Origin of the sequence: Mycobacterium persicum (assembly GCF_002086915.1) — a bacterium.
GTDB lineage: Bacteria > Actinomycetota > Actinomycetes > Mycobacteriales > Mycobacteriaceae > Mycobacterium > Mycobacterium persicum.
On the sequence record NZ_MWQA01000001.1, the window covers coordinates 591,135 to 609,532 of the forward strand.

Consider the following 18,398-nt stretch of genomic DNA (forward strand, 5'->3'; position numbering starts at 1 on the left):
ATCGGCTTCGGCAACACCGGCAACGGCAACATCGGCATCGGGCTCACCGGCGACGGCCAGACCGGATTCGGCGCGCTGAACTCCGGCAGCGGCAACATCGGCCTGTTCAACTCCGGCACCGACAACATCGGCATCGCCAACTCCGGTGACGGCAACTGGGGCATCGCCAACTCCGGCAACCACAACACCGGCCTGGCCAACGCCGGCAACACCAACACCGGCGCCTTCAACACCGGCCTGGCCAACACCGGCATCGCCAACACCGGCAACTACAACACCGGCAGCTACAACACCGGCAACACCAACACCGGCAGCTTCAACCCCGGCAACACCAACACCGGCCTATTCAACCTCGGCAGCTACAACACCGGCTTAGCCAACACCGGCAACATCAACACCGGCGCCTTCAACACCGGCAACATGGACAACGGCTGGTGGTGGCGCGGCGACAGCCAGGGCCTGATCGGCGCTTACTACGCGATCACCGTTCCCGAGATCCCCGCATTCTTCAATGTCGCGATACCCGTCGACATACCGATCACCATCAGCATCACCGACATCGAGATCAATCCCGTCACCATTCCCAAGATCTCCTTCAGCGGCTTGGACGACGGCATCGGCGGCAAAGTCATCGGCTCCATCGGCCCCGCCAGTGTCTACGGTGCGCAGACCGGCGACCCCATCGTCATTTCCTTCGGCGAACAGCCCGCGGTGGCAATCAACGTGGGTAACCCTGACGGCTCGACGGTGATCAACATCAGTGGCACCGGCGGTCTGGGCCCCATCAGCATCCCGATCGTCGACGTCCCGGCGGCGCCCGGGTTCGGCACCGCGACCACCAGCCCGTCGTCGGGCTTCTTCAACGCCGGAGCCGGCAGCGCATCGGGTTTCGCCAATTTCGGCGCCAACAATTCCGGCCTATGGAACGTCTCGAACGCAGTCGCGGGAAACTCGGGCTATCTGAACTACGGGTCACTGCAGTCGGGCCTGGCCAACTTCGGCAACACCATCTCGGGTCTGTACAACACCGGCACCGTCGGCCTCACGTCGCCGGCCAATGTCTCCGGTATCGCCAGCATCGGCACCGACCTCGCCGGCGTGCTTCGTGACGGCCCCACTGCGACGGCCTTCAACGCGGGCCTGGCGAACATTGGCGCCGGGAACGTGGGCTTCGCCAACATCGGCGACGTCAACCTGGGCAGCGCCAACATCGGCGACTACAACCTGGGCAGCGGAAATATCGGCGACCTCAACGTCGGCAGCGGCAACCTCGGCGGCACCAACCTCGGCAGCGGCAATATCGGCAACGGCAATATCGGGTTCGCCAACACTGGCCCGTCGTTGACCGCGGCGGTCCGCAACGTCGGCTTCGGCAACACCGGCAGCCACAACGTCGGCGCGGGCAACACCGGCGACGGCAACATCGGCTTCGGCAACACCGGCAACGGCAACATCGGCATCGGGCTCACCGGCGACGGCCAGACCGGATTCGGCGCGCTGAACTCCGGCAGCGGCAACACCGGCCTGTTCAACTCCGGCACCGACAACATCGGCATCGCCAACTCCGGTGACGGCAACTGGGGCATCGCCAACTCCGGCAACCACAACACCGGCCTGGCCAACGCCGGCAACACCAACACCGGCGCCTTCAACGCCGGCCTGGCCAACACCGGCATCGCCAACACCGGCAGCTACAACACCGGCAGCTACAACACCGGCAACACCAACACCGGCAGCTTCAACCCCGGCAACACCAACACCGGCCTGTTCAACCCGGGCGACGCCAACACCGGCCTGGCCAACACCGGCAACTCCAACACCGGCGTTGCGAACTCGGGCAACGTCGACACCGGCGCGTTCATTTCGGGCAACTACAGCAACGGCTTCTTGTGGCGGGGCGATTACCAGGGCCTGATTACCATTTCGTACTCGTCGACCATTCCCGAAATCCCCTGGCACTACGACGTGAATGCCCCCATCGAGATACCTATTAGCGGCAACGTCAATGAAATTACCCTGGAATTATTCCACATTTCCAGCATCCCCATAAAGGTCCAACTACAACAGACCATCTGCTTCCTGGGGTACTGCACCACCATCACAACAACCTTGTACGACGGCAGCGTCGGCGGCTGGGCACTCGGTCCGTACACCCTGCTCGCGCCCACCACGGTAGCCGAAACCATTGCTCAAACATTTGATCTGCCCGGCAGCGGAACCCTAGGTCCCTACACCTTCGGATTCACTTACCAGCAAAGCCCTGGATTCTTCAATTCGACCACCGACCCGTCGTCGGGCTTCTTCAACTCCGGCGGGGGCGGCGCCTCGGGCCTCTTCAATTCCGCACCCGGGGCCGTGTCGGGGCTGGCAAACGCCGTCGCGAACTCGTCGGGCCTGGGCAACGCCGGCGGAACCGGAAACTCGGGCTACCTCAACTACGGCGGGCTGGAATCGGGCTTCGCGAACTTGGGCAACACCATTTCGGGCTCCTTCAACACGAGCACCGTGGATCTGACACAGGCGGCCTTCGACTCGGGTATCGGAAACGTTGGCACCAACCTCTCGGGAGTCTTCAACGACGTCTTCGTGCCGTAGCTGCGGTCGGCTGGGCCGCTCTCGAGAAAGCGCATTCGCGGAATGGACGCTACCCGATTAGCAGCACCCGACAATAAGGTAAACGCTGACGGCCCCAACGATTGAGCCCAGGTCACCGATGAACAGCACGGATATCGAGCAGGTCCTCCGCAAACAACGGTTGCGCTCATTGCAGGGCGGGTCCATTTTGCGCGTCGGCGTCGCCGTCATCATGTTCAGCGCAATGCTGACCCTCACCGAGCCGGCTCGATTGCCGGCGCAGGCCGTGCTGCTGGGCGTCTATGCATTCGTGACCGTCGGCGCGCTGCTGCTGACCTATGCCGGCACAAGTCAACTGCTCAACGACGACCGGGCGCTGTTGACACTCGCGCTGACGGATGTCGCCGCGGTGTTCGGTTTCAAACTGCTCTCACCCGGCGGATATATTCCCCTGTTGGTGATGGCGCTGCTGCCGCGCCTGGTAGCCGTCGAGTTGTCGCTGCGGCGCGCCGGTATGGTGCTGGCCTGCGCCTTCGCGGTCTTCACCGCATCGGTCCTTCAAGACCCCGTGATCATGAGCCGGGTTGGTCCACGGGAGACGGCAGTGATCGTGCTGATGTATGGATTCATTTGCGGCACAGCGCTATTGGTGGTGATTTTCCGGTTGCGCAATATCGACGAACTGGCCGAACTCACGACCTCGCGCGAAGAGCTGCTTGCCGAGACCATGACCGCATCGCAGGCCGAGCGGCGGCAGATATCCGAGTTCATCCATGACGGACCGTTGCAAGACGTGCTTGCGGCCCGTCGCGATATTGCCGGATTCCTCAAGCGGTCCCCGGATGCACCCCTCGACCAGGCACTGGCTAGCCTGCAGGACGCTTCCCGTCTGCTGCGCGAGGCGACCTTCGAGCTACACCCGGCACTACTCGACCAAGTCGGCCTGGCGGCTGCGGTAGAGAAGCTCGTCGCCGTCGCAGCGGCCCGGTCTGGCATTGCGATCACAACGGACATCGATTATCCGCAGCCGAATGCGATCGACCCGATCCTGTTCGGGGTGATCCGCGAATTGGTATCCAACGTGGCCCGTCATTCGCAGGCCAGATCGGCGACGGTGAAACTGGCGATCGACGGCGACGCCGCTCGGATCGACGTGACAGATGACGGCATCGGCCTCACCGGTGACGGCGCAGCGCGTCGCCTTACCCAGGGCCATATCGGTCTTGCCTCGCACCGGGCGCGGGTCCAAGCCGCCGGCGGCACCTTGACCATCATCGAGGGACCCGTTGGCGCGCGCCTGCAAGTGACGGTGCCGCTTCGGCACCCAGCGCCAACCACCGCCTCGGCGACGGTGCCGCGCCGAACCGATCGTGAGCCGGAACGGTGTTGAACGTCGGCCGAAACCGCGCAGCAGGCCCGCTTTGGGGAGCACCGCCGCGATCAGTCCAAGGCTATGGCTGTCCGGCAACTATTCGAGCAATCGGCGCCGCATCGCCTCGGCTACGGCCGCTCCCCGATCAGACACGCCAAGTTTTTCGTACAGGCTGTGCGCATGCGTCTTGATCGTGCTGCGCGCCAAATGGAGTCGTGACGCGATCTGCGGAACCGACAGCCCATCGGCCATCATCGCGATCACCTGGGCTTCGCGCTCGGTCAGTAACGTTGTCGCTCCCTTGCCCCGCCGTTTCACCTCACCGGCCAATCCCCCGGCTATCCCGGCCGGCAGGTACGAGTCTCCTTCGGCACATCTGAGCACGGCGTTGACGATCTCGTCGCTGTCGGATTCCTTTGTCAGAAACCCCGAAGCGCCCTCGGCCAGAGCCTTATAGACGACGGGGCTGTCATCAAAGGCGCTCAGCAGCACCACACTGGTGGGCAATCCGTCACGGGCGACGGCGTGGGTCACCTCAAGACCGTCCAGTTCGGGCATCTTGTAGTCGAGAAGTGCGACCGCAGGCCGAAGTCGGCGGATGGCGTCCAGCGCCGCGCGACCGTCGGCCGCCTCGGCGACGACCTCCACCCGCCCGCTGGACCTAAGGGCCCGCACCACCCCCTGGCGCATTACCGGGTGGTCGTCGGCCACGACGACGGTGACTCGGTCATGGGAATCGGCCACGGCCTGCTCCAAGCGCTTCAACGAAGTTCTGTGGTTCCGCGCAGGGACGGACTCCGCGCGGGGGACGGACAAGGTGCCTCATCATTGTGTCTCCGGTGACGGGCCTGGCGTGACGATTTGCCGATACGGGTCGCGCAGTTGTGACTGCGCAGCATATCCGCGGTGGCGCTCGCCACGTTGTGCCGTTTCGTTCGAGGACCGCCCGGTCAGTACCGGCGGAATCTCGGCACGCGCCGACATACCGGGGACGACCCTGGGGCACACCCGCGGCGGCAACGTCCCGCAGTGCCCGGCAAACCGGCGCTCCATTGCAGGCCAATGAAGTTCTTTGACGTACACCAGGATTCGCGCGGCGCCGGACCGTGTCATCATGCGGTCCACCACAACTGTCGGAGATGTGAACCATGCCGATCCGGTGCCGGGTCGCTTCCTGAGGCGATGATCCTGCGCAGCCGGGCAGTACCCGCACGTTGGGATCGGTAGCTGTGCGGTCGGTGTGTCATCGCCACGACAACGCCGCCACCCCCGGGAAACGAACCGCCATGAAAATCATCACGATCGCGGTGGCTGGCCTGCTGGCCGGCACGCTGCTGACAGCCAGCCCCGCGCATGCCGAGGTGACCGCTCACCCATTGCCGGTCCGCGTCTACCCGTTGCAGCCCAACCTCGGATCCGACCTTAGGTCGGAGGTACAAGATCTGCTGCAGCAAATCTCCGACCTGGACGACAGCTGGGACAACATCACCCCGGAGGCGCGACAACAGCGTTTAGCACAACTCCAACAGCAGGTAACCATCGTGGATAAAGAAACGCGGGGTCTTCCCGCAGAGCAACAGCCGCAGGTGCAGGCGATGCTGGGCATGGCGGTTATCAAGCTGGCCAACATCCTCCGGAGAGCCCAGCCTCCGGACAGCCCGTGCTACTTGCCCTCCTGCCTGCCTGGGCTGTAGCCCACCGAAGAGCCCACTGGAGCCGCCAAATATTCGACAACGAAATCCGTGCTGCGCTGGTGCCATCCGCTCCACCGCCGCACCATGTAATGGCCCGCGCCTTCGACGCCCACCCACATGGCGTCCACCCCGCGCCGGCGAGCCCGACACGTCTGGGTACGCGAACTGCGCGGGTCGGTCCAGGTGTCGGCGGTGCCGTGCAGGACCAATAGCCGGGTCCGGACCGGGATCCGGTCTCCGTCGCTTTCCGTCCACCACGGCGCCAGTGCCACGACTGCCCCGATGTCACCTCGGCCGGCCAGGTGTGCGGCGACGCGGCCACCCATCGAATGACCCACCAGCACAATGTGTTGGGGAACGAAGCGGCGGCACAGCTGGCCGAGAGCTTCCTCGGCATCGCGGACCGCATCCAAGCCCGGACTATTCCACCCGCGGCGGCGGTATTGAACACGTCGCACCAAAACGTCGCGCCCCAGCCGACGTCGCAGCGTGCCGGCAATGAACACCATCCTGAGGTTGGCCAGCTGCCACCACCGGGACGTGTCGTCGCTGCGCACCTTACCGCCTGGCAGGACGAGAACGCAGGCCCGAACGGGGGAACGAGGTGGCCGCACAGCATTGATTCGGAGCCAACCGCCGGGCCGGACTGGTTGATCCCCGATATCGATCAGTCCTCTGACCTGGCGGGCCAGGACGCTTAAAGGTGGCGGTTTCGCGGTGCTGCTCGCTCTGCGGTGGTATCGCCGGCAACATCACAACCCGTCGGTACCACCTGGCCCCAACAGCAGCCCGCCGGCGCCGCCCGCTCCGCCAGCGCCGCCGCTACCGAGGAGCCCAATCGCGGCGCCTTCGCCGACGCCGACCCCGCCGGTTGCGCCGCCGAAGTTTCCCGCCCCGCCAGCCCCACCGGAGCCGGCGAGCCGGCCGCTAGTTCCGCCGGCGCCGCCGTCACCGCCGGCAGCGTTGGTAGAGGTGCCGCCATTGCCGCCGCCGCCACCACCGGAACCGCCGGAGCCGTACAACACGCCCGCGGAACCGCCGGCTCCGCCATCACCGCCCGCGAAGCTTCCGACCCTGGCGCCAGTCCCGCCCGTGCCGCCGTGACCGCCGCTGCCGAAGGCAGGGCGCCACTGCCGCCTTTGCCCCCATCCCCTCCCGAACCCGAACTGGAGCCGCCGCCGCCGCCGGCCCCGCCGTCGCCGAACAACGCTCCGCCCGGGCTGAACAATCCACCCATTCCGCCCGGCCCACCGGCACCGCCGGCACCGATGGCGGCTCCACCGGCACCGCCGGCACCGATGGCGGCTCCTCCGGGACCGCCGGCCCCCCCATTGCCGACCAAGATGCCGCCGTCGCCGCCGTTTGCCCAGTGCCAGGGATTCCGTTGGCGCCGTTGCCAATCAGCGGACGCCCCACTAACGCCCGGGTGCGCGCGTTGATCAGATCGAGCACAGACTGCGCAACGTTGGCCGCCTCCGCTTGGGCATAGGCTCCGCCGCCGGCGATCAAAGCGGTGACGAATTGTGCGTGAAACTGCGCCGCCTGGGCGATCAATGCCTGATACCGCTGCGCGTGTTCGCCGAACAGTGCCGCGATGGCCGCCGACACCTCATCGGAAGCCGCGGCCACCACGTTGATTGTCGGAGCCGCGGCCGCCGCGGTGGCTTCGCTGATCGCCGATCCGACGCTTGTCAGGTCTGGGCAGCCGCCGTGAAGAATTCCGGTGTTGCTACCACATAATTCATGGACGCTTTTTTGCGTGATGAGGCCGATGCGCGAACCCATGAAGGGTACCCACCGTCACGAAGAGCCGTCAGTCGAAATCGCGGAAACCCCTGTGGTTTCCCAGGTTCCGAGGCTTACCTCTGCTCGTAGGTCCCGTAGATGACGGCGCGGGCGATCGCGTGCTGGAACAGGTTGAAACCGAGGAAGGCCGGGCTGGCGTCTTCGCTCAGATCCAATTTCTGGACGTCCACCGCATGCACCGCAACGTAGTACCGGTGCACACCATGCCCGGGTGGCGGTGCGGCGCCGACATAGCGGCGCATACCGGCATCGTTGACCAGCGTCAGTGCGCCGCCCGGCAGCTCGCGGCCGTCGCCGGCGCCTTCGGGCAGCTCGGTCACCTCGGCGGGCAGGTTGGCCACCGCCCAGTGCCAGAACCCGGACAGCGTCGGGGCGTCGGGATCGTAGACGGTGACCGCGAAGCTACGGGTCTGCTCCGGAAAGCCCGACCAGCTCAATTGCGGACTGGCGTCCTGTCCGCCCGCGCCCATGATCCCGCTGACCTGCGCGCTGCGCAGCGGCTGGCCGTTGCTCACCGAATCCGAGGTCAGGCTGAAAGGCGGCAGCTCGGGGAGTGCGGCATACGGGTCGGGCGGTGTTGTCATGCTCGGTCCTTTCGGATAGTCGGCTCACGGAACATCAGCAGTGGGTCAGGAAATGTGTCAGCACCTCGGTGCCGAACTTCAGCGCATCGATGGGTACCCGCTCATCGACACCGTGGAACAACGAGGTGAAATCCAGATCGGGCGGCAACCGCAGCGGGCTGAAGCCGAAGCAGCGAATCCCCATGCGCGCGAATGCTTTTGCGTCGGTGCCGCCGGACAGCATGTAAGGCACTATGCGGCCGTCGGGATCGACGGCCAGCACCGCGGTGTTCATGGCATCGACCAGATCGCCGTCGAAGCTGGTCTCATACGACGGCAGGTCCCGGATCCACTCGCGGGTGACCTCGGGGCCGATCAACTCGTCCACCTCGGCTTCGAAAGCCGCCTGCCGGCCGGGTAGTACCCGGCAGTCCACCACCGCCTCCGCGGTCGCGGGGACGACGTTGGCCTTGTATCCGGCCTTGAGCATGGTGGGGTTCGCGGTGTCGTGCAGCACCGCCTTGAGCATGCGGGCCATCGGGCCGAGCTTATCGATGGCCCCATCCAGGTCCGGCGAATCGGTGTCGAAGCTCAGGCCGGTCTCCTCGCTGACGGCGGCCAGAAACTCGGCCACGGTGTCGGTGCACACCAGCGGAAACTGGTGACGGCCCAGCCGGGCGACCGCTTCCGCGACGGCGGTGACCGCGTTCTGGTCGTGCACCATCGAGCCGTGCCCGGCGCGGCCGCGCGCCGTCAGGCGCATCCATTGGATGCCCTTCTCGGCGGTCTCGATCAGATACAGGCGGCGGTCGCCGCCGTCGCGGCCCGGCACGGTCAAGGAGAAGCCGCCGACTTCTCCGATCGCCTCCGTGATGCCGTCGAACAGATCGGGCCGGTTGTCGACCAACCACTGCGCGCCGTATTTGCCGCCGTGCTCCTCGTCGGCCACGAAGGCGAACACCAACTCCCGCGCCGGCACGATGCCGGCGCGCCGCAAATGGCGGGCGACCACGATCATCATGCCGACCATGTCTTTCATATCGACCGCGCCGCGGCCCCACACATAGCCGTCTTCGATCGCGCCGGAAAACGGGTGCACGCTCCAATCGGCAGGTTCGGCCGGCACCACGTCCAGATGCCCGTGGATGAGCAACGCTCCCCGGGAACCGACTTGACCCTTGGGGCCGGCCAGCCGGGCGAACACGTTGCCGCGCCCGGGCGCACCGGATTCCACATATTCCGGCTGGTAGCCGACCTCGGCGAGTTGCTCGGCCACCCAGTGAGCGCACTCGGCCTCGCCTTTGGTGGTTTCCGGGTCCCCGGTGTTGGTGGTATCGAATCGGATCAACCTGCTGACAACCTCGGCAACGTCATCGCCCGCACCTGTCACAGTCACCTTTCCTACCACTGTCGGCCACTCCCGGTCGCCTCTGAGGTGGTCGGTCCATCCTGATCCACCGGTGTCCCGCGAGCCCGGTTGGGCTGACGCGAGCCGATCGGATAGCCTTAGCTGCCAACCCATGCGAGTGGTTTTGTCCGAGTGGCGGAATGGCAGACGCGCTAGCTTGAGGTGCTAGTGCCCTACTAATGGGCGTGGGGGTTCAAGTCCCCCCTCGGACACAAATTGTTAGCTACATAGATAGAAAATTTGCTGTAACTCGTCTGAAGTGGATTTTTGTGTTTGCTCATGCCGATTGGCGATAGTGGTTCACCGACACATGACCACGGATTTGGTCACCGCTCGTCCCACTGCCAAAGCCCTACCCGCGTCTACCGCCTGCCGGTTCGGGCGTCGAAGATATTTCCCAGGCTCCACGTACCGTCCTCGAATGTGAAGACCTCATATGGCCCCGTAGCCAGCGGTAACAACAACTACTCTGCGTCTCAACGCTTTCGCACAACCCACCCGCCGCGATGCCAGCGAACGCCGCGTACTCACCACCCATCAGGGGCGGCATGTTCTGGATACGACCGGCGTCCGGGTTGGTCGGCGCACTGCGGTCGACGCAGGCCCGAGTCACGCGCCACTCGTGAATCCCGGGATCGTAAGCATTGCCCTGAACTGCGGGTTTGTTGAATGAATGTCACGTTCCCGCCAAAATCTGAAAGATGTCAGCCATGACCAGCACACCAGCGATGGAGATTCGACGCGCCGCGCCGCGGTCATTTGTGCACGTCTCAGACCTACCTGGCAGCAATGAAGCCGCCCGTAAAGCGGCGTCGCGCGCCGTGCAGAGCGGAGACTTGGTCCGCATACGGCGTGGACTCTATTTCAAGGTGCCCGGAGCCAGCCGCTACGGACCGGTCAAGCCCCGCGTCGAAGCGGTCGTCCGGGAGATCTTTCGTGCACCCAACTCCGGCTTTGGCCCCGCGGGCTATTCCGCGGCGCGCAGTCAAGGGCTCACGACCCAGGTGCCCGCCAAGTTCGAAGCGTCGGCGTTGCGCAAGGCCGACCCCCCTGTTCCTGGTGTCGTGCTGCACGTGCGCAGCAATCCGGCCAGGGCGGCACTCAACGAGAAGGAGATCGCCGTCCTGGAGGTTCTCCGTTCGCCCGAGCACTTCGTCGACGGTGGCATGACGACCCTTGCCCGCAAGGTCAACGAACTGACCACAGCCAAAGCGGTGCGACTGCGCGCCCTCGGCAAGGCGGTGGCCGGAGAAATGCGGGAATTCATGCGTCGCTGAACGCTTGTGATCCGTTCTACAGGTACGACTTCACGGTGTCGGACAGCCCGCCGTCCGACGAGCCGTCGGAGCACGAACCTGGTCTAGTCGCGGTGTACGCCGTGCGGCAGGACTCGGTCTGGATCACGTTCAAGATCATCGCTCTGTCGCTAGAAGCCTTGCGGGAGAGGCCGATCAAAGGTCAGTTCACGATCGCGATCCCCGCTGAGGACGACGAGCTTCGTCAGCAATTCGAGCGATTTGTCGACTACGGTGCGCCGATCCGCATGCCCTCGGGCACAGTGAGCGGTTCCCTTGATTTGCCCGGCGGCCTCGGTGGTGATCTCGGTGCCGCCAGCCTGGCGGTGCTGTCGCCGCCGGACGCCCTCGCCGACCACGACGAGCCAGCCGAGTTGCTACTTGCCATCATCGCGCCCGATTCCGACTCCGTGATTGCATGCACCACAATCCGACGAACGGACCTCACCGTCGGCCAGGCCGGAGTACGGAGTGTCTTCGTTGAGAAGTCCGGGATTTTCACCCTCGAGATGCGTATGAAGTCCGGCAATCTCGAGGGTGAGATGACCCTGCACACCGAATACGACTTGTCGGGTCACCGGCCGGCAGAATTCGTCGACGGGCTGAAAGTCCTGGCTGGGTGGAAGTCTCCGAACCGACTTGCATTCGGCGTTCCGTACGGTCCACCGAACTTCGGTGTGGTGGCAACTCTGCAGACCGACCGAGACCGAGACGCGAGCAAATGGGCAGCCGTCTGCGAGAATCTCGCGACGATCCAGGAGCACGTCTCGGTGCTGCTGAAGATGCCCAAAGAGATGGACTTCGATCAGGCCATGCGCATCCGCGAGGTCGCCAAGCTGGTCTCCGGCGAGTCCGTCACCGGCAAGCTCTCCGGCGACTTCACGGTCAAACACCAGCCCGACGCGCCGCCGGTCGAGCGCGAGATGGACAAGGTCTACGAGTTCATCACCATCAAGTCCACCAAATTGACGCTCGGCGACGACACGCTCACTGTCGGAAAAGAGGCACTCTTCTTCCGCGGACGGTTCGTCCGGATCGAAGACAGCGAATCTGAACTAGAGCCTCTCACCGAAGCGATCGGCGTGTCCTACGACGGCGAGCTCGAGCCGGGACAGGTGATGATGCGCCCCATTCCCGACGTGGACGAGGCCGCTGGGGAGGTCGAGCAGTGAGAACCGCCTGATAGAAAACCTGCTCCGAGCCTCGGTTGGCGCGGGTTTCTATATTTGCTGGTGCCGGTTGGCATCGCCTTGATGTTCTAGTTCTGCCCTACGTCGGGATCTCACACCGGCATCCGGCCACAAGAGATTCATCTCGCCAGGCGGTCGTCCGCAATTCCGCACTCAGTAGTGACACGTACAAATCACGGTTCAGTGAGTGTACAGTTCACGGTGTGGAGGTATCCGTGACCGAGTTGCGCGCGCACCTCAGCGATTGGCTCGATCGAGCTCGGGCCGGTGCTGAGGTCGTCATCACCGACCGCGGGATTCCGGTCGCGCGACTCGCTGCGCTGGACAGCGCTGGCACCTTGGAGCGCCTCACGGCCGAAGGCGTGATTGGCAAGGCCACCGCTCAGCGGCCCGTCGCTGCGGGACGGTCCGGACCCCGACCGCGGCGGCCGGTGTCTGACCGTGTCAGCGACCAGCGGCGCTGACCGGTGCCGCTCGTCTACTTCGACGCCAGCGCCTTCGTCAAACTTCTCACCACCGAGACAGGGAGCTCGCTGGCGTCCGCGCTATGGGACGGCTGCGACGCCGCATTGTCCAGCCGCCTGGCCTACCCCGAAGTCCGCGCCGCACTCGCCGCAGCAGCCCGCAATCACGACCTAACCGAATCCGAGCTCGCCGAAGCCGAGCGTGACTGGGAGGACTTCTGGGCCGCCACCCGCCCAGTCGAACTCACCGCGACGGTTGAACAGCACGCCGGCCGCCTCGCCCGAGCCCATGCCTTGCGCGGAGCCGACGCTGTTCATCTGGCCAGCGCGTTGGCTGTCGGTGAACCCGGCCTGATCGTCGCCGTGTGGGACCGACGCCTGCACACCGGAGCCCAAGCCGCCGGGTGTCGAGTCGCCCCCGCCCAACTCGACCCCTAGCCCCACCGCTCGATATCAGAGTGGGGGACGACGATCAGGTACCGATTCGCCAGGTCAGGACCCGTGTCGCAGGTGGCCAAGTCCCCCCTCGGACGCAGTGTGACGAGTCGCATTCGACCGCATCCCAGCGACGAGCACCGCAGGCCGCTCTCAGCGGGTGTTTTCGTCACCGCCACGGTCGGCGGACACCGTCGATTCCTCGGTTGCCTCGGATTCGGCGTCGTCGAACGACTCGTTGGCGCCGGACTCGTCATCCGGGTAGTCGACGGCCGGCTCGTCTTCGGGGTGTGCGGCGGGCTCTTCGTCGGCTTCGTCCTGGTCTTGGCTGCCCGCGTCCCGGTGCTGACGTTCCCTGATGGCGTCGACGATCAGCAGTATCACGCCCAGCACGCTGGCGCCGATGCACACCCACGCCACCAGCACGTTGCTGGTGACCACGGCGAACACCAGCGCAACGAGCCCAATCAGGGCCAAAACCAGGGCAATGATCAGCATGGGTCATCCTTCAGCCGGCGAGCAGCAACTAAACGTACCAAGCTCGCAGCACCGGCCTTGCAGCCCGGCGAGTGCGGCCCGTGTCGAGCTAGTTGTTACCCCGGTTGAATTGGTCGAAACCGCCGGCATCGGCGCTGGAATCGACCGGTGCCGCCGAGCCACGCTGACCGAGTTCCTCGAGCTGGGATTCCAGGTAGGTCTTGAGACGGGTGCGGTACTCGCGCTCGAACGTGCGCAGCTGCTCAAGCCTGCCTTCCAGAACGGTGCGCTGCTGATTGATCGTCCCCATGATCTCGGAATGCTTGCGTTCGGCGTCGGCCTGCAGGGCGTCGGCCTTCTCCTGGGCCTGCCGCAGCTGGGCCTCGGATCGGGCCTGGGCATCCGCAAGCATCGCGTCGGCGCGCTGCCGGGCGTCGGCGACGGTGGTCTCGGCGGTGTGCCGGGCCTCGCTGACGATCTGCTCGGCGTTGGCGCGGGCATCGGCCAGCATCTTGTCCGACTCCGCCTTGGCGGTGGCGGTGAGGCGGTCGGCGGTGTCCTGAGCCAGGCTCAGCACCCGGGCCGCCTTGAGGGCCTGCTCCTCGTTGGTTCCCGACGGAGCCGGCCTGACCGGCTCGGGTTCGGGCTCGTAGACCGGCATCGCCTGGGTGGGCGCGGCGGTCACGCCGGTACCGGCGCCGCCGGCGGCCAGCTCCGCGTCCAGCTCGGCGATCCGCTGGCGCAGGTCGGAATTCTCTTCGATGAGCCGGGTCAGTTCGTTTTCCACCAGGTCAAGGAAGGCGTCAACCTCATCTTCGTTGTACCCGCGCTTGCCGATAGGCGGCTTACTGAACGCCACATTGTGGACGTCGGCAGGTGTAAGCGGCATTGTTTGTCCCCTCGAGTTCCTGGACGGTCAAACGATCTGGAAAGTGTAGAACGGAGCGGTAGCCGTCGTGCAACTACCGTCCATCCTGTCACACCAGACTCGGCGGTTGCCGATTGGACTAATAAATAAGGGCCAATTTCAATCTCTGAGGCAAATAAATCACATTTCTTAGATTTGAAAATCCCGCGCCCAAACTTGTCGCCGAATCGTGGCCGAACCGTCGCCCAACTATTCCCGGGCAATGTCTGCACGGCTCAGGCCGCGGCGCCGAACGCCAGCTGCATCCCGATGAACGCCACCAGCAGCAGCACCATGATGGACAGGTCGAAGCGCACCGCGCCGATGGTGAGTTGCGGGATCAGCCGGCGCAGCAGCTTCACCGGTGGATCCGTGATCGACATGATGATCTCGAGGATCACCACCGTCAACCCGGTCGGGCGCCAGTCGCGGCTGAACGAGCGGATGAACTCGACGACGACCCGCGCGATCAACAGCAGCCAGAAGATGAACAGCGCAAACCCAAGGATCTGAAAAAACAGCACCAACGAGAGCCCGACCTTACGACGAGGATGTAGAGGATGTGAATGTGCCGTCCGTGAGGCCGGCATGCGCAAGCCTACCGACTCGGCCGACGGACACACATGTGGTGCGAATCGCCGGCGGCCGGGCCGGGCCGCAACCAGCCCGGCGGGCTCAGCTGCCACCCGCCGGGCCGTGCATCGTCAGATGCGGTTATTGGTAAGCGTAGAAACCGGTTTCGGCGATCCGGCGACGCTCCTCCGGGGTCACGTCGACGTCCGCGGGCGACAGCAGGAACACCTTCGTGGCGACCTTGTCGAACGAGCCGCGCAACGCGAAGGCCAAACCGGCGGCGAAGTCGACGAGCCGTTTGGCGTCGGCGTTGTCCATCGACACCAGGTCCATGATGACGGGCGTGCCGTCGCGGAACCGCTCGCCGATAGTGCGCGCCTCACCGTAGTCCTTCGGCCGCAGCGTGGTGATCTTGGACAGCGGGTGGCCTTCCTCGAACATCATCGCCATCCGGCGCGGGTCCATCGCCAGCGCGCCGCGAGTGGAGTTGCGCAACCATGAGCCGAAACGCGGCCGTGCCATGTCGGGGCGGTCGAACTCGCGGGGCGGGAATCGCGGTTCGTCGGGATACCCGCCGCGATAGCTACTGGGCGGCGGATAGTCGGCCGGCTCGCCGCGCAAGTCGCCACGCAGATCGCGGCGGAGGTCCCGAGGGTCCCGGGGGTCCTCGTAGTCGCGTCCTTCATAACGGCCGTAATCGTCTTCGAATCGGGGCCGGGAATAACCGCGTGAGGGAGCGCGGTCGTCGTAATACTCGTCGTCGTATTCCTCCATCGGAGCCATACCGAAGTAGGCCTTGACCTTGTGCAGTGTGCTCATCGATTGACCCCTTCTAGCCCTGGGTTACCTGTTGTCTGTGATGAAGGTGTGACTACAGTGACTATTCACGGTGACCGTAACCGCCGCGGACCCAATAGCGCGGTACCGACACGCACACACGTCGAACCATGTTTGACGGCAGTTTCGAAATCAGCGGACATGCCGGCGGACAGCCCGACCGCCCCGGGAAACGACTCGCGCACCCTGTTGTGCTCGGATTGCAGCCGGTCAAACGCCTCGTCCGGATCCCAGTCCAGGGGTGGGATGCCCATCAAACCGACCAGTTCCAGGCCCGGCGCATCGTCGACTTGCGCACAGATCTGATCCACCGCTCCGGGCGCGGTGATGTCCACACCGCCTCGTGATACGTCGCCGTCGAGGCTGACCTGAACGTAAACCCGCAACGGACGGTCGCGACGGCGTTCGGCCAGCGCCCCGGTGACCGCGCGATCCAACGCCGTCACCAACCGCGGGCTGTCGACCGAATGGGCGGTATGCGCCCACCGCGCCAGCGAACGCACTTTGTTGCGCTGGATTCGCCCCCCCATGTGCCAGTGGATCCCGCCAAGCCCGGCCCTCGGTGGCGCCGCCAACAGCCGAGCCACTTCGGCCGCCTTGGCCGCAGCTTCCTGTTCGCGGGATTCGCCAACGGCGCGGCAACCCAATCGGCACAAAATCACAACATCGGTTGCTGGAAAGAATTTGGTAATTGGCAGAAGTTCAATTTCGCCGACATTACGACCGGCCGCCTCGGCCGCGGCCGCGAGCCGGGACCGCACCGCGGCCAACGCGTGCGTCAATTCCGATTGACGGTCTGATTGCTCCGGAAGATCCACCACCATCGCTGTCATTCCATCCACACCACAGACGCCAGCCGCCCGGTGGGGGCGCCGCGCCGATGGCTGAACAAGGTCGGGTCTGCGACCGTGCACCGGGGGTCGACATCGATTGAGGTAATGCCCAAACCTCTTAGCTGGCAAGCGATTCCGGCGCGAAGATCGAGTGCGGGCGTTCCGGCCGACGTGGTGGTGCGGCTGCCGGGCAACGTCGCCTCGACCTCGTCGGCCATGCCGGCGGGCACTTCGTAATTGCGGCCACTGGCCGCCGGGCCCAGTAGCGCCGAAATGTCGCCGGCCCGCGCGCCCCGATCCAGCATCGCCTCGACCGCGCGGGCCACCACCCCGTGCTGTGCACCGACCCGGCCGGCATGAACCGCCGCGATGACACCGGCACGCGCATCCGCCAGCAATACCGGCACGCAATCGGCCGTCAGCACCGCCAGCGCCAGTCCACGGGTCCCGGTCACCAATCCGTCGGTTCCCGCTCTGCCGCCGACGGCGGCGCTCTGCGGCTCGTCGACCACCGCGATCCGGTCACCATGGACCTGGTTCATCCACACCACCCGCTCGGCGGGCAGCCCGATGGCGGCGGCCAGCCGGGCCCGGTTGGCAGCCACGGCGGCCGGGTCGTCGCCGACATGGTCGCCGAGGTTGAAGGTGTCGAATGGCGGCCTGGACACACCGCCCGCCCGGGTGGTGGTCACCCGGCGGATGCGAACGCTCACCCTCCCAGTATCCGAAGCCCGATGCTCGCCAGGTTGCACCAATGTCGCGCCGCGGCCGGTTTGTCGCGCACTGGCAAGCAAATCGAGACCCTCAGCGGCGCATGAAGGGTGGCACATCGACGTCGTCGTCATCGCCGCCGATGCTCAGGGTCGCCCCGTTGGTGTGCAGTGGCACGCTGACGGCGTCGACCGGCTCGAACAGCGTGGAGGTGAGCTTGCCGGCCCTGGCCGACTCGATGCGGTGCGCGCCGCCCGTCTCGGCCACCCCAGCAGGCTTGCGGCTGGCCCCGCCGGCCTCGAAGCCCGCCGCGATCACCGTCACCCGCACCTCGTCGCCGAGTGAGTCGTCGATGACCGTGCCGAAGATGATGTTGGCGTCGGGGTGAGCGGCGTCCTGCACCAGCGAGGCGGCCTCGTTGATCTCGAACAGGCCCAGGTCGCTGCCGCCGGCGATCGACATCAGCACCCCCTGCGCGCCCTCCATCGAGGCTTCCAGCAGCGGCGAGTTGATGGCAATCTCGGCGGCCTTCAGTGACCGGCCGTCACCGCGGGCCGAGCCGATGCCCATCAGCGCGGTGCCGGCGCCGGACATGATGCCCTTGACGTCGGCGAAGTCGACATTGATCAGACCCGGCGTGGTGATCAGGTCGGTGATGCCCTGCACACCGTTGAGCAGCACCTCGTCGGCGCTGCGGAAGGCGTCCATCAGCGATACCGCGGCATCGCCCATCTGCAACAGCCGGTCGTTGGGAATCACGATGAGGGTGTCGCAGCTCTCCCGCAGTGCCGAGATGCCGTTTTCGGCCTGGTTGCTGCGCCGCTTGCCCTCGAAGGAGAACGGCCGGGTGACGACGCCGACGGTCAACGCCCCCAGTTTGCGGGCAATGCTGGCGACGACGGGCGCTCCACCGGTTCCGGTGCCGCCGCCCTCACCCGCGGTGACAAACACCATGTCGGCTCCGCGGAGCAACTCCTCGATCTCGTCCTTGGCGTCCTCGGCGGCCTTGCGTCCCACCTCCGGGTCGGCGCCGGCGCCCAGCCCGCGGGTCGAGTCCCGGCCCACGTCGAGCTTGACGTCGGCATCGCTCATCAACAAAGCCTGCGCGTCGGTGTTGATCGCGATGAACTCCACGCCCTTGAGTCCCTGCTCGATCATCCGGTTGACGGCGTTGACGCCGCCGCCGCCGATGCCCACGACTTTGATGACGGCCAGGTAGTTATGCGGGGGGGTCATCATTCGTCTTCCTCCCTGAAGGG

General features: G+C 65.6%; 17 protein-coding genes, 1 tRNA gene and 2 pseudogenes. 8 read left to right on the forward strand and 12 right to left on the reverse strand.

The annotated features are described in order from the left end of the window. Together B4U45_RS02600 and B4U45_RS02605 are read left to right on the forward strand one after the other, a co-directional pair. A partial coding sequence (locus B4U45_RS02600) for a beta strand repeat-containing protein (protein ID WP_423734683.1) occupies nt 1–2,595 on the forward strand: 2,595 nt, incomplete at its 5' end. A gap of 118 nt (nt 2,596–2,713) precedes the next feature. Beyond that, nucleotides 2,714–3,964, forward strand: coding sequence for a sensor histidine kinase (locus B4U45_RS02605; protein ID WP_075549110.1), 1,251 nt, complete (start codon nt 2,714–2,716; stop codon nt 3,962–3,964). 78 nt (nt 3,965–4,042) lie between these two features. Here the strand turns inward: B4U45_RS02605 and B4U45_RS02610 are convergent, their stop codons facing one another. Then, complete coding sequence (locus B4U45_RS02610; protein WP_082275610.1) at nt 4,043–4,690, reverse strand: response regulator transcription factor; 648 nt, start codon at nt 4,688–4,690, stop codon at nt 4,043–4,045. 542 nt (nt 4,691–5,232) lie between these two features. On the opposite strand from B4U45_RS02610, the gene B4U45_RS02615 reads away from it, so the two are divergent. Continuing rightward, the gene (locus B4U45_RS02615) at nt 5,233–5,640 is read left to right on the forward strand and encodes a hypothetical protein (RefSeq protein WP_075549108.1); all 408 of its coding nucleotides are present in this window, start codon (nt 5,233–5,235) and stop codon (nt 5,638–5,640) included. Here B4U45_RS02615 and B4U45_RS02620 read toward each other — a convergent pair. The 4 genes and pseudogenes from B4U45_RS02620 to B4U45_RS02640 all read right to left on the reverse strand — a co-directional run bounded on the left by B4U45_RS02620 (nt 5,610) and on the right by B4U45_RS02640 (nt 9,417). Then, nucleotides 5,610–6,254, reverse strand: a complete 645-nt coding sequence (locus B4U45_RS02620) for an alpha/beta hydrolase family protein (protein ID WP_219859308.1) — start codon at nt 6,252–6,254, stop codon at nt 5,610–5,612. The two genes, B4U45_RS02615 and B4U45_RS02620, sit on opposite strands and share 31 nt — an antisense overlap. A gap of 144 nt (nt 6,255–6,398) precedes the next feature. After that, nucleotides 6,399–7,385, reverse strand: a pseudogene (locus tag B4U45_RS02630) (PE family protein); the annotation flags it as partial. A 114-nt stretch (nt 7,386–7,499) separates the two neighbouring features. Then, entirely contained in the window at nt 7,500–8,030 is a 531-nt protein-coding gene (locus B4U45_RS02635; RefSeq protein ID WP_075549105.1) for a YbhB/YbcL family Raf kinase inhibitor-like protein, read from the reverse strand. 34 nt (nt 8,031–8,064) lie between these two features. Continuing rightward, the gene (locus B4U45_RS02640) at nt 8,065–9,417 is read right to left on the reverse strand and encodes a M20/M25/M40 family metallo-hydrolase (RefSeq protein ID WP_075549104.1); all 1,353 of its coding nucleotides are present in this window, start codon (nt 9,415–9,417) and stop codon (nt 8,065–8,067) included. 126 nt (nt 9,418–9,543) lie between these two features. On the opposite strand from B4U45_RS02640, the gene B4U45_RS02645 reads away from it, so the two are divergent. From B4U45_RS02645 to B4U45_RS02665, 5 genes and pseudogenes are all read left to right on the forward strand, one after another. Beyond that, nucleotides 9,544–9,629, forward strand: a tRNA-Leu gene (locus B4U45_RS02645). 498 nt (nt 9,630–10,127) lie between these two features. After that, nucleotides 10,128–10,694 carry a DUF6088 family protein gene (locus B4U45_RS02650; RefSeq protein ID WP_131808355.1) on the forward strand — a complete coding sequence of 189 codons (567 nt, stop codon included), beginning with the start codon at nt 10,128–10,130 and terminating at the stop codon, nt 10,692–10,694. Nucleotides 10,695–10,729: 35 nt separating this feature from the next. After that, nucleotides 10,730–11,884: a hypothetical protein gene (locus B4U45_RS02655; RefSeq protein ID WP_083155604.1), complete on the forward strand. Its 1,155-nt coding sequence runs from the start codon at nt 10,730–10,732 to the stop codon at nt 11,882–11,884. 176 nt (nt 11,885–12,060) lie between these two features. Further along, nucleotides 12,061–12,366: pseudogene (locus B4U45_RS02660) on the forward strand (type II toxin-antitoxin system Phd/YefM family antitoxin); the annotation flags it as partial. A 3-nt stretch (nt 12,367–12,369) separates the two neighbouring features. Continuing rightward, complete coding sequence (locus B4U45_RS02665; RefSeq protein ID WP_075549101.1) at nt 12,370–12,804, forward strand: type II toxin-antitoxin system VapC family toxin; 435 nt, start codon at nt 12,370–12,372, stop codon at nt 12,802–12,804. A 150-nt stretch (nt 12,805–12,954) separates the two neighbouring features. Here B4U45_RS02665 and B4U45_RS02670 read toward each other — a convergent pair whose 3' ends face one another. The 7 genes from B4U45_RS02670 to ftsZ form a co-directional block, all read right to left on the reverse strand. After that, the gene (locus B4U45_RS02670; protein WP_075549100.1) at nt 12,955–13,299 is read right to left on the reverse strand and encodes a DUF308 domain-containing protein; all 345 of its coding nucleotides are present in this window, start codon (nt 13,297–13,299) and stop codon (nt 12,955–12,957) included. An 88-nt stretch (nt 13,300–13,387) separates the two neighbouring features. Further along, nucleotides 13,388–14,167: a DivIVA-like cell division protein Wag31 gene (gene wag31 / locus B4U45_RS02675; RefSeq protein WP_075549099.1), complete on the reverse strand. Its 780-nt coding sequence runs from the start codon at nt 14,165–14,167 to the stop codon at nt 13,388–13,390. Nucleotides 14,168–14,421: 254 nt separating this feature from the next. Beyond that, entirely contained in the window at nt 14,422–14,712 is a 291-nt protein-coding gene (locus B4U45_RS02680) for a YggT family protein (RefSeq protein ID WP_023364806.1), read from the reverse strand. 187 nt (nt 14,713–14,899) lie between these two features. After that, nucleotides 14,900–15,577, reverse strand: coding sequence for a cell division protein SepF (locus B4U45_RS02685; RefSeq protein ID WP_075549098.1), 678 nt, complete (start codon nt 15,575–15,577; stop codon nt 14,900–14,902). Between the two features lie 65 nt (nt 15,578–15,642). Next, nucleotides 15,643–16,419 (reverse strand): YggS family pyridoxal phosphate-dependent enzyme, encoded by a 777-nt coding sequence (locus B4U45_RS02690; protein WP_244899404.1) that lies wholly within the window; start codon nt 16,417–16,419, stop codon nt 15,643–15,645. Between the two features lie 5 nt (nt 16,420–16,424). Further along, nucleotides 16,425–17,141, reverse strand: a complete 717-nt coding sequence (gene pgeF, locus B4U45_RS02695) for a peptidoglycan editing factor PgeF (protein WP_183155014.1) — start codon at nt 17,139–17,141, stop codon at nt 16,425–16,427. Between the two features lie 91 nt (nt 17,142–17,232). Further along, on the reverse strand, nt 17,233–18,375 hold the full coding sequence (gene ftsZ, locus B4U45_RS02700) for a cell division protein FtsZ (protein ID WP_075549112.1): 1,143 nt from the start codon (nt 18,373–18,375) through the stop codon (nt 17,233–17,235). Nucleotides 18,376–18,398: the final 23 nt, after the last annotated feature.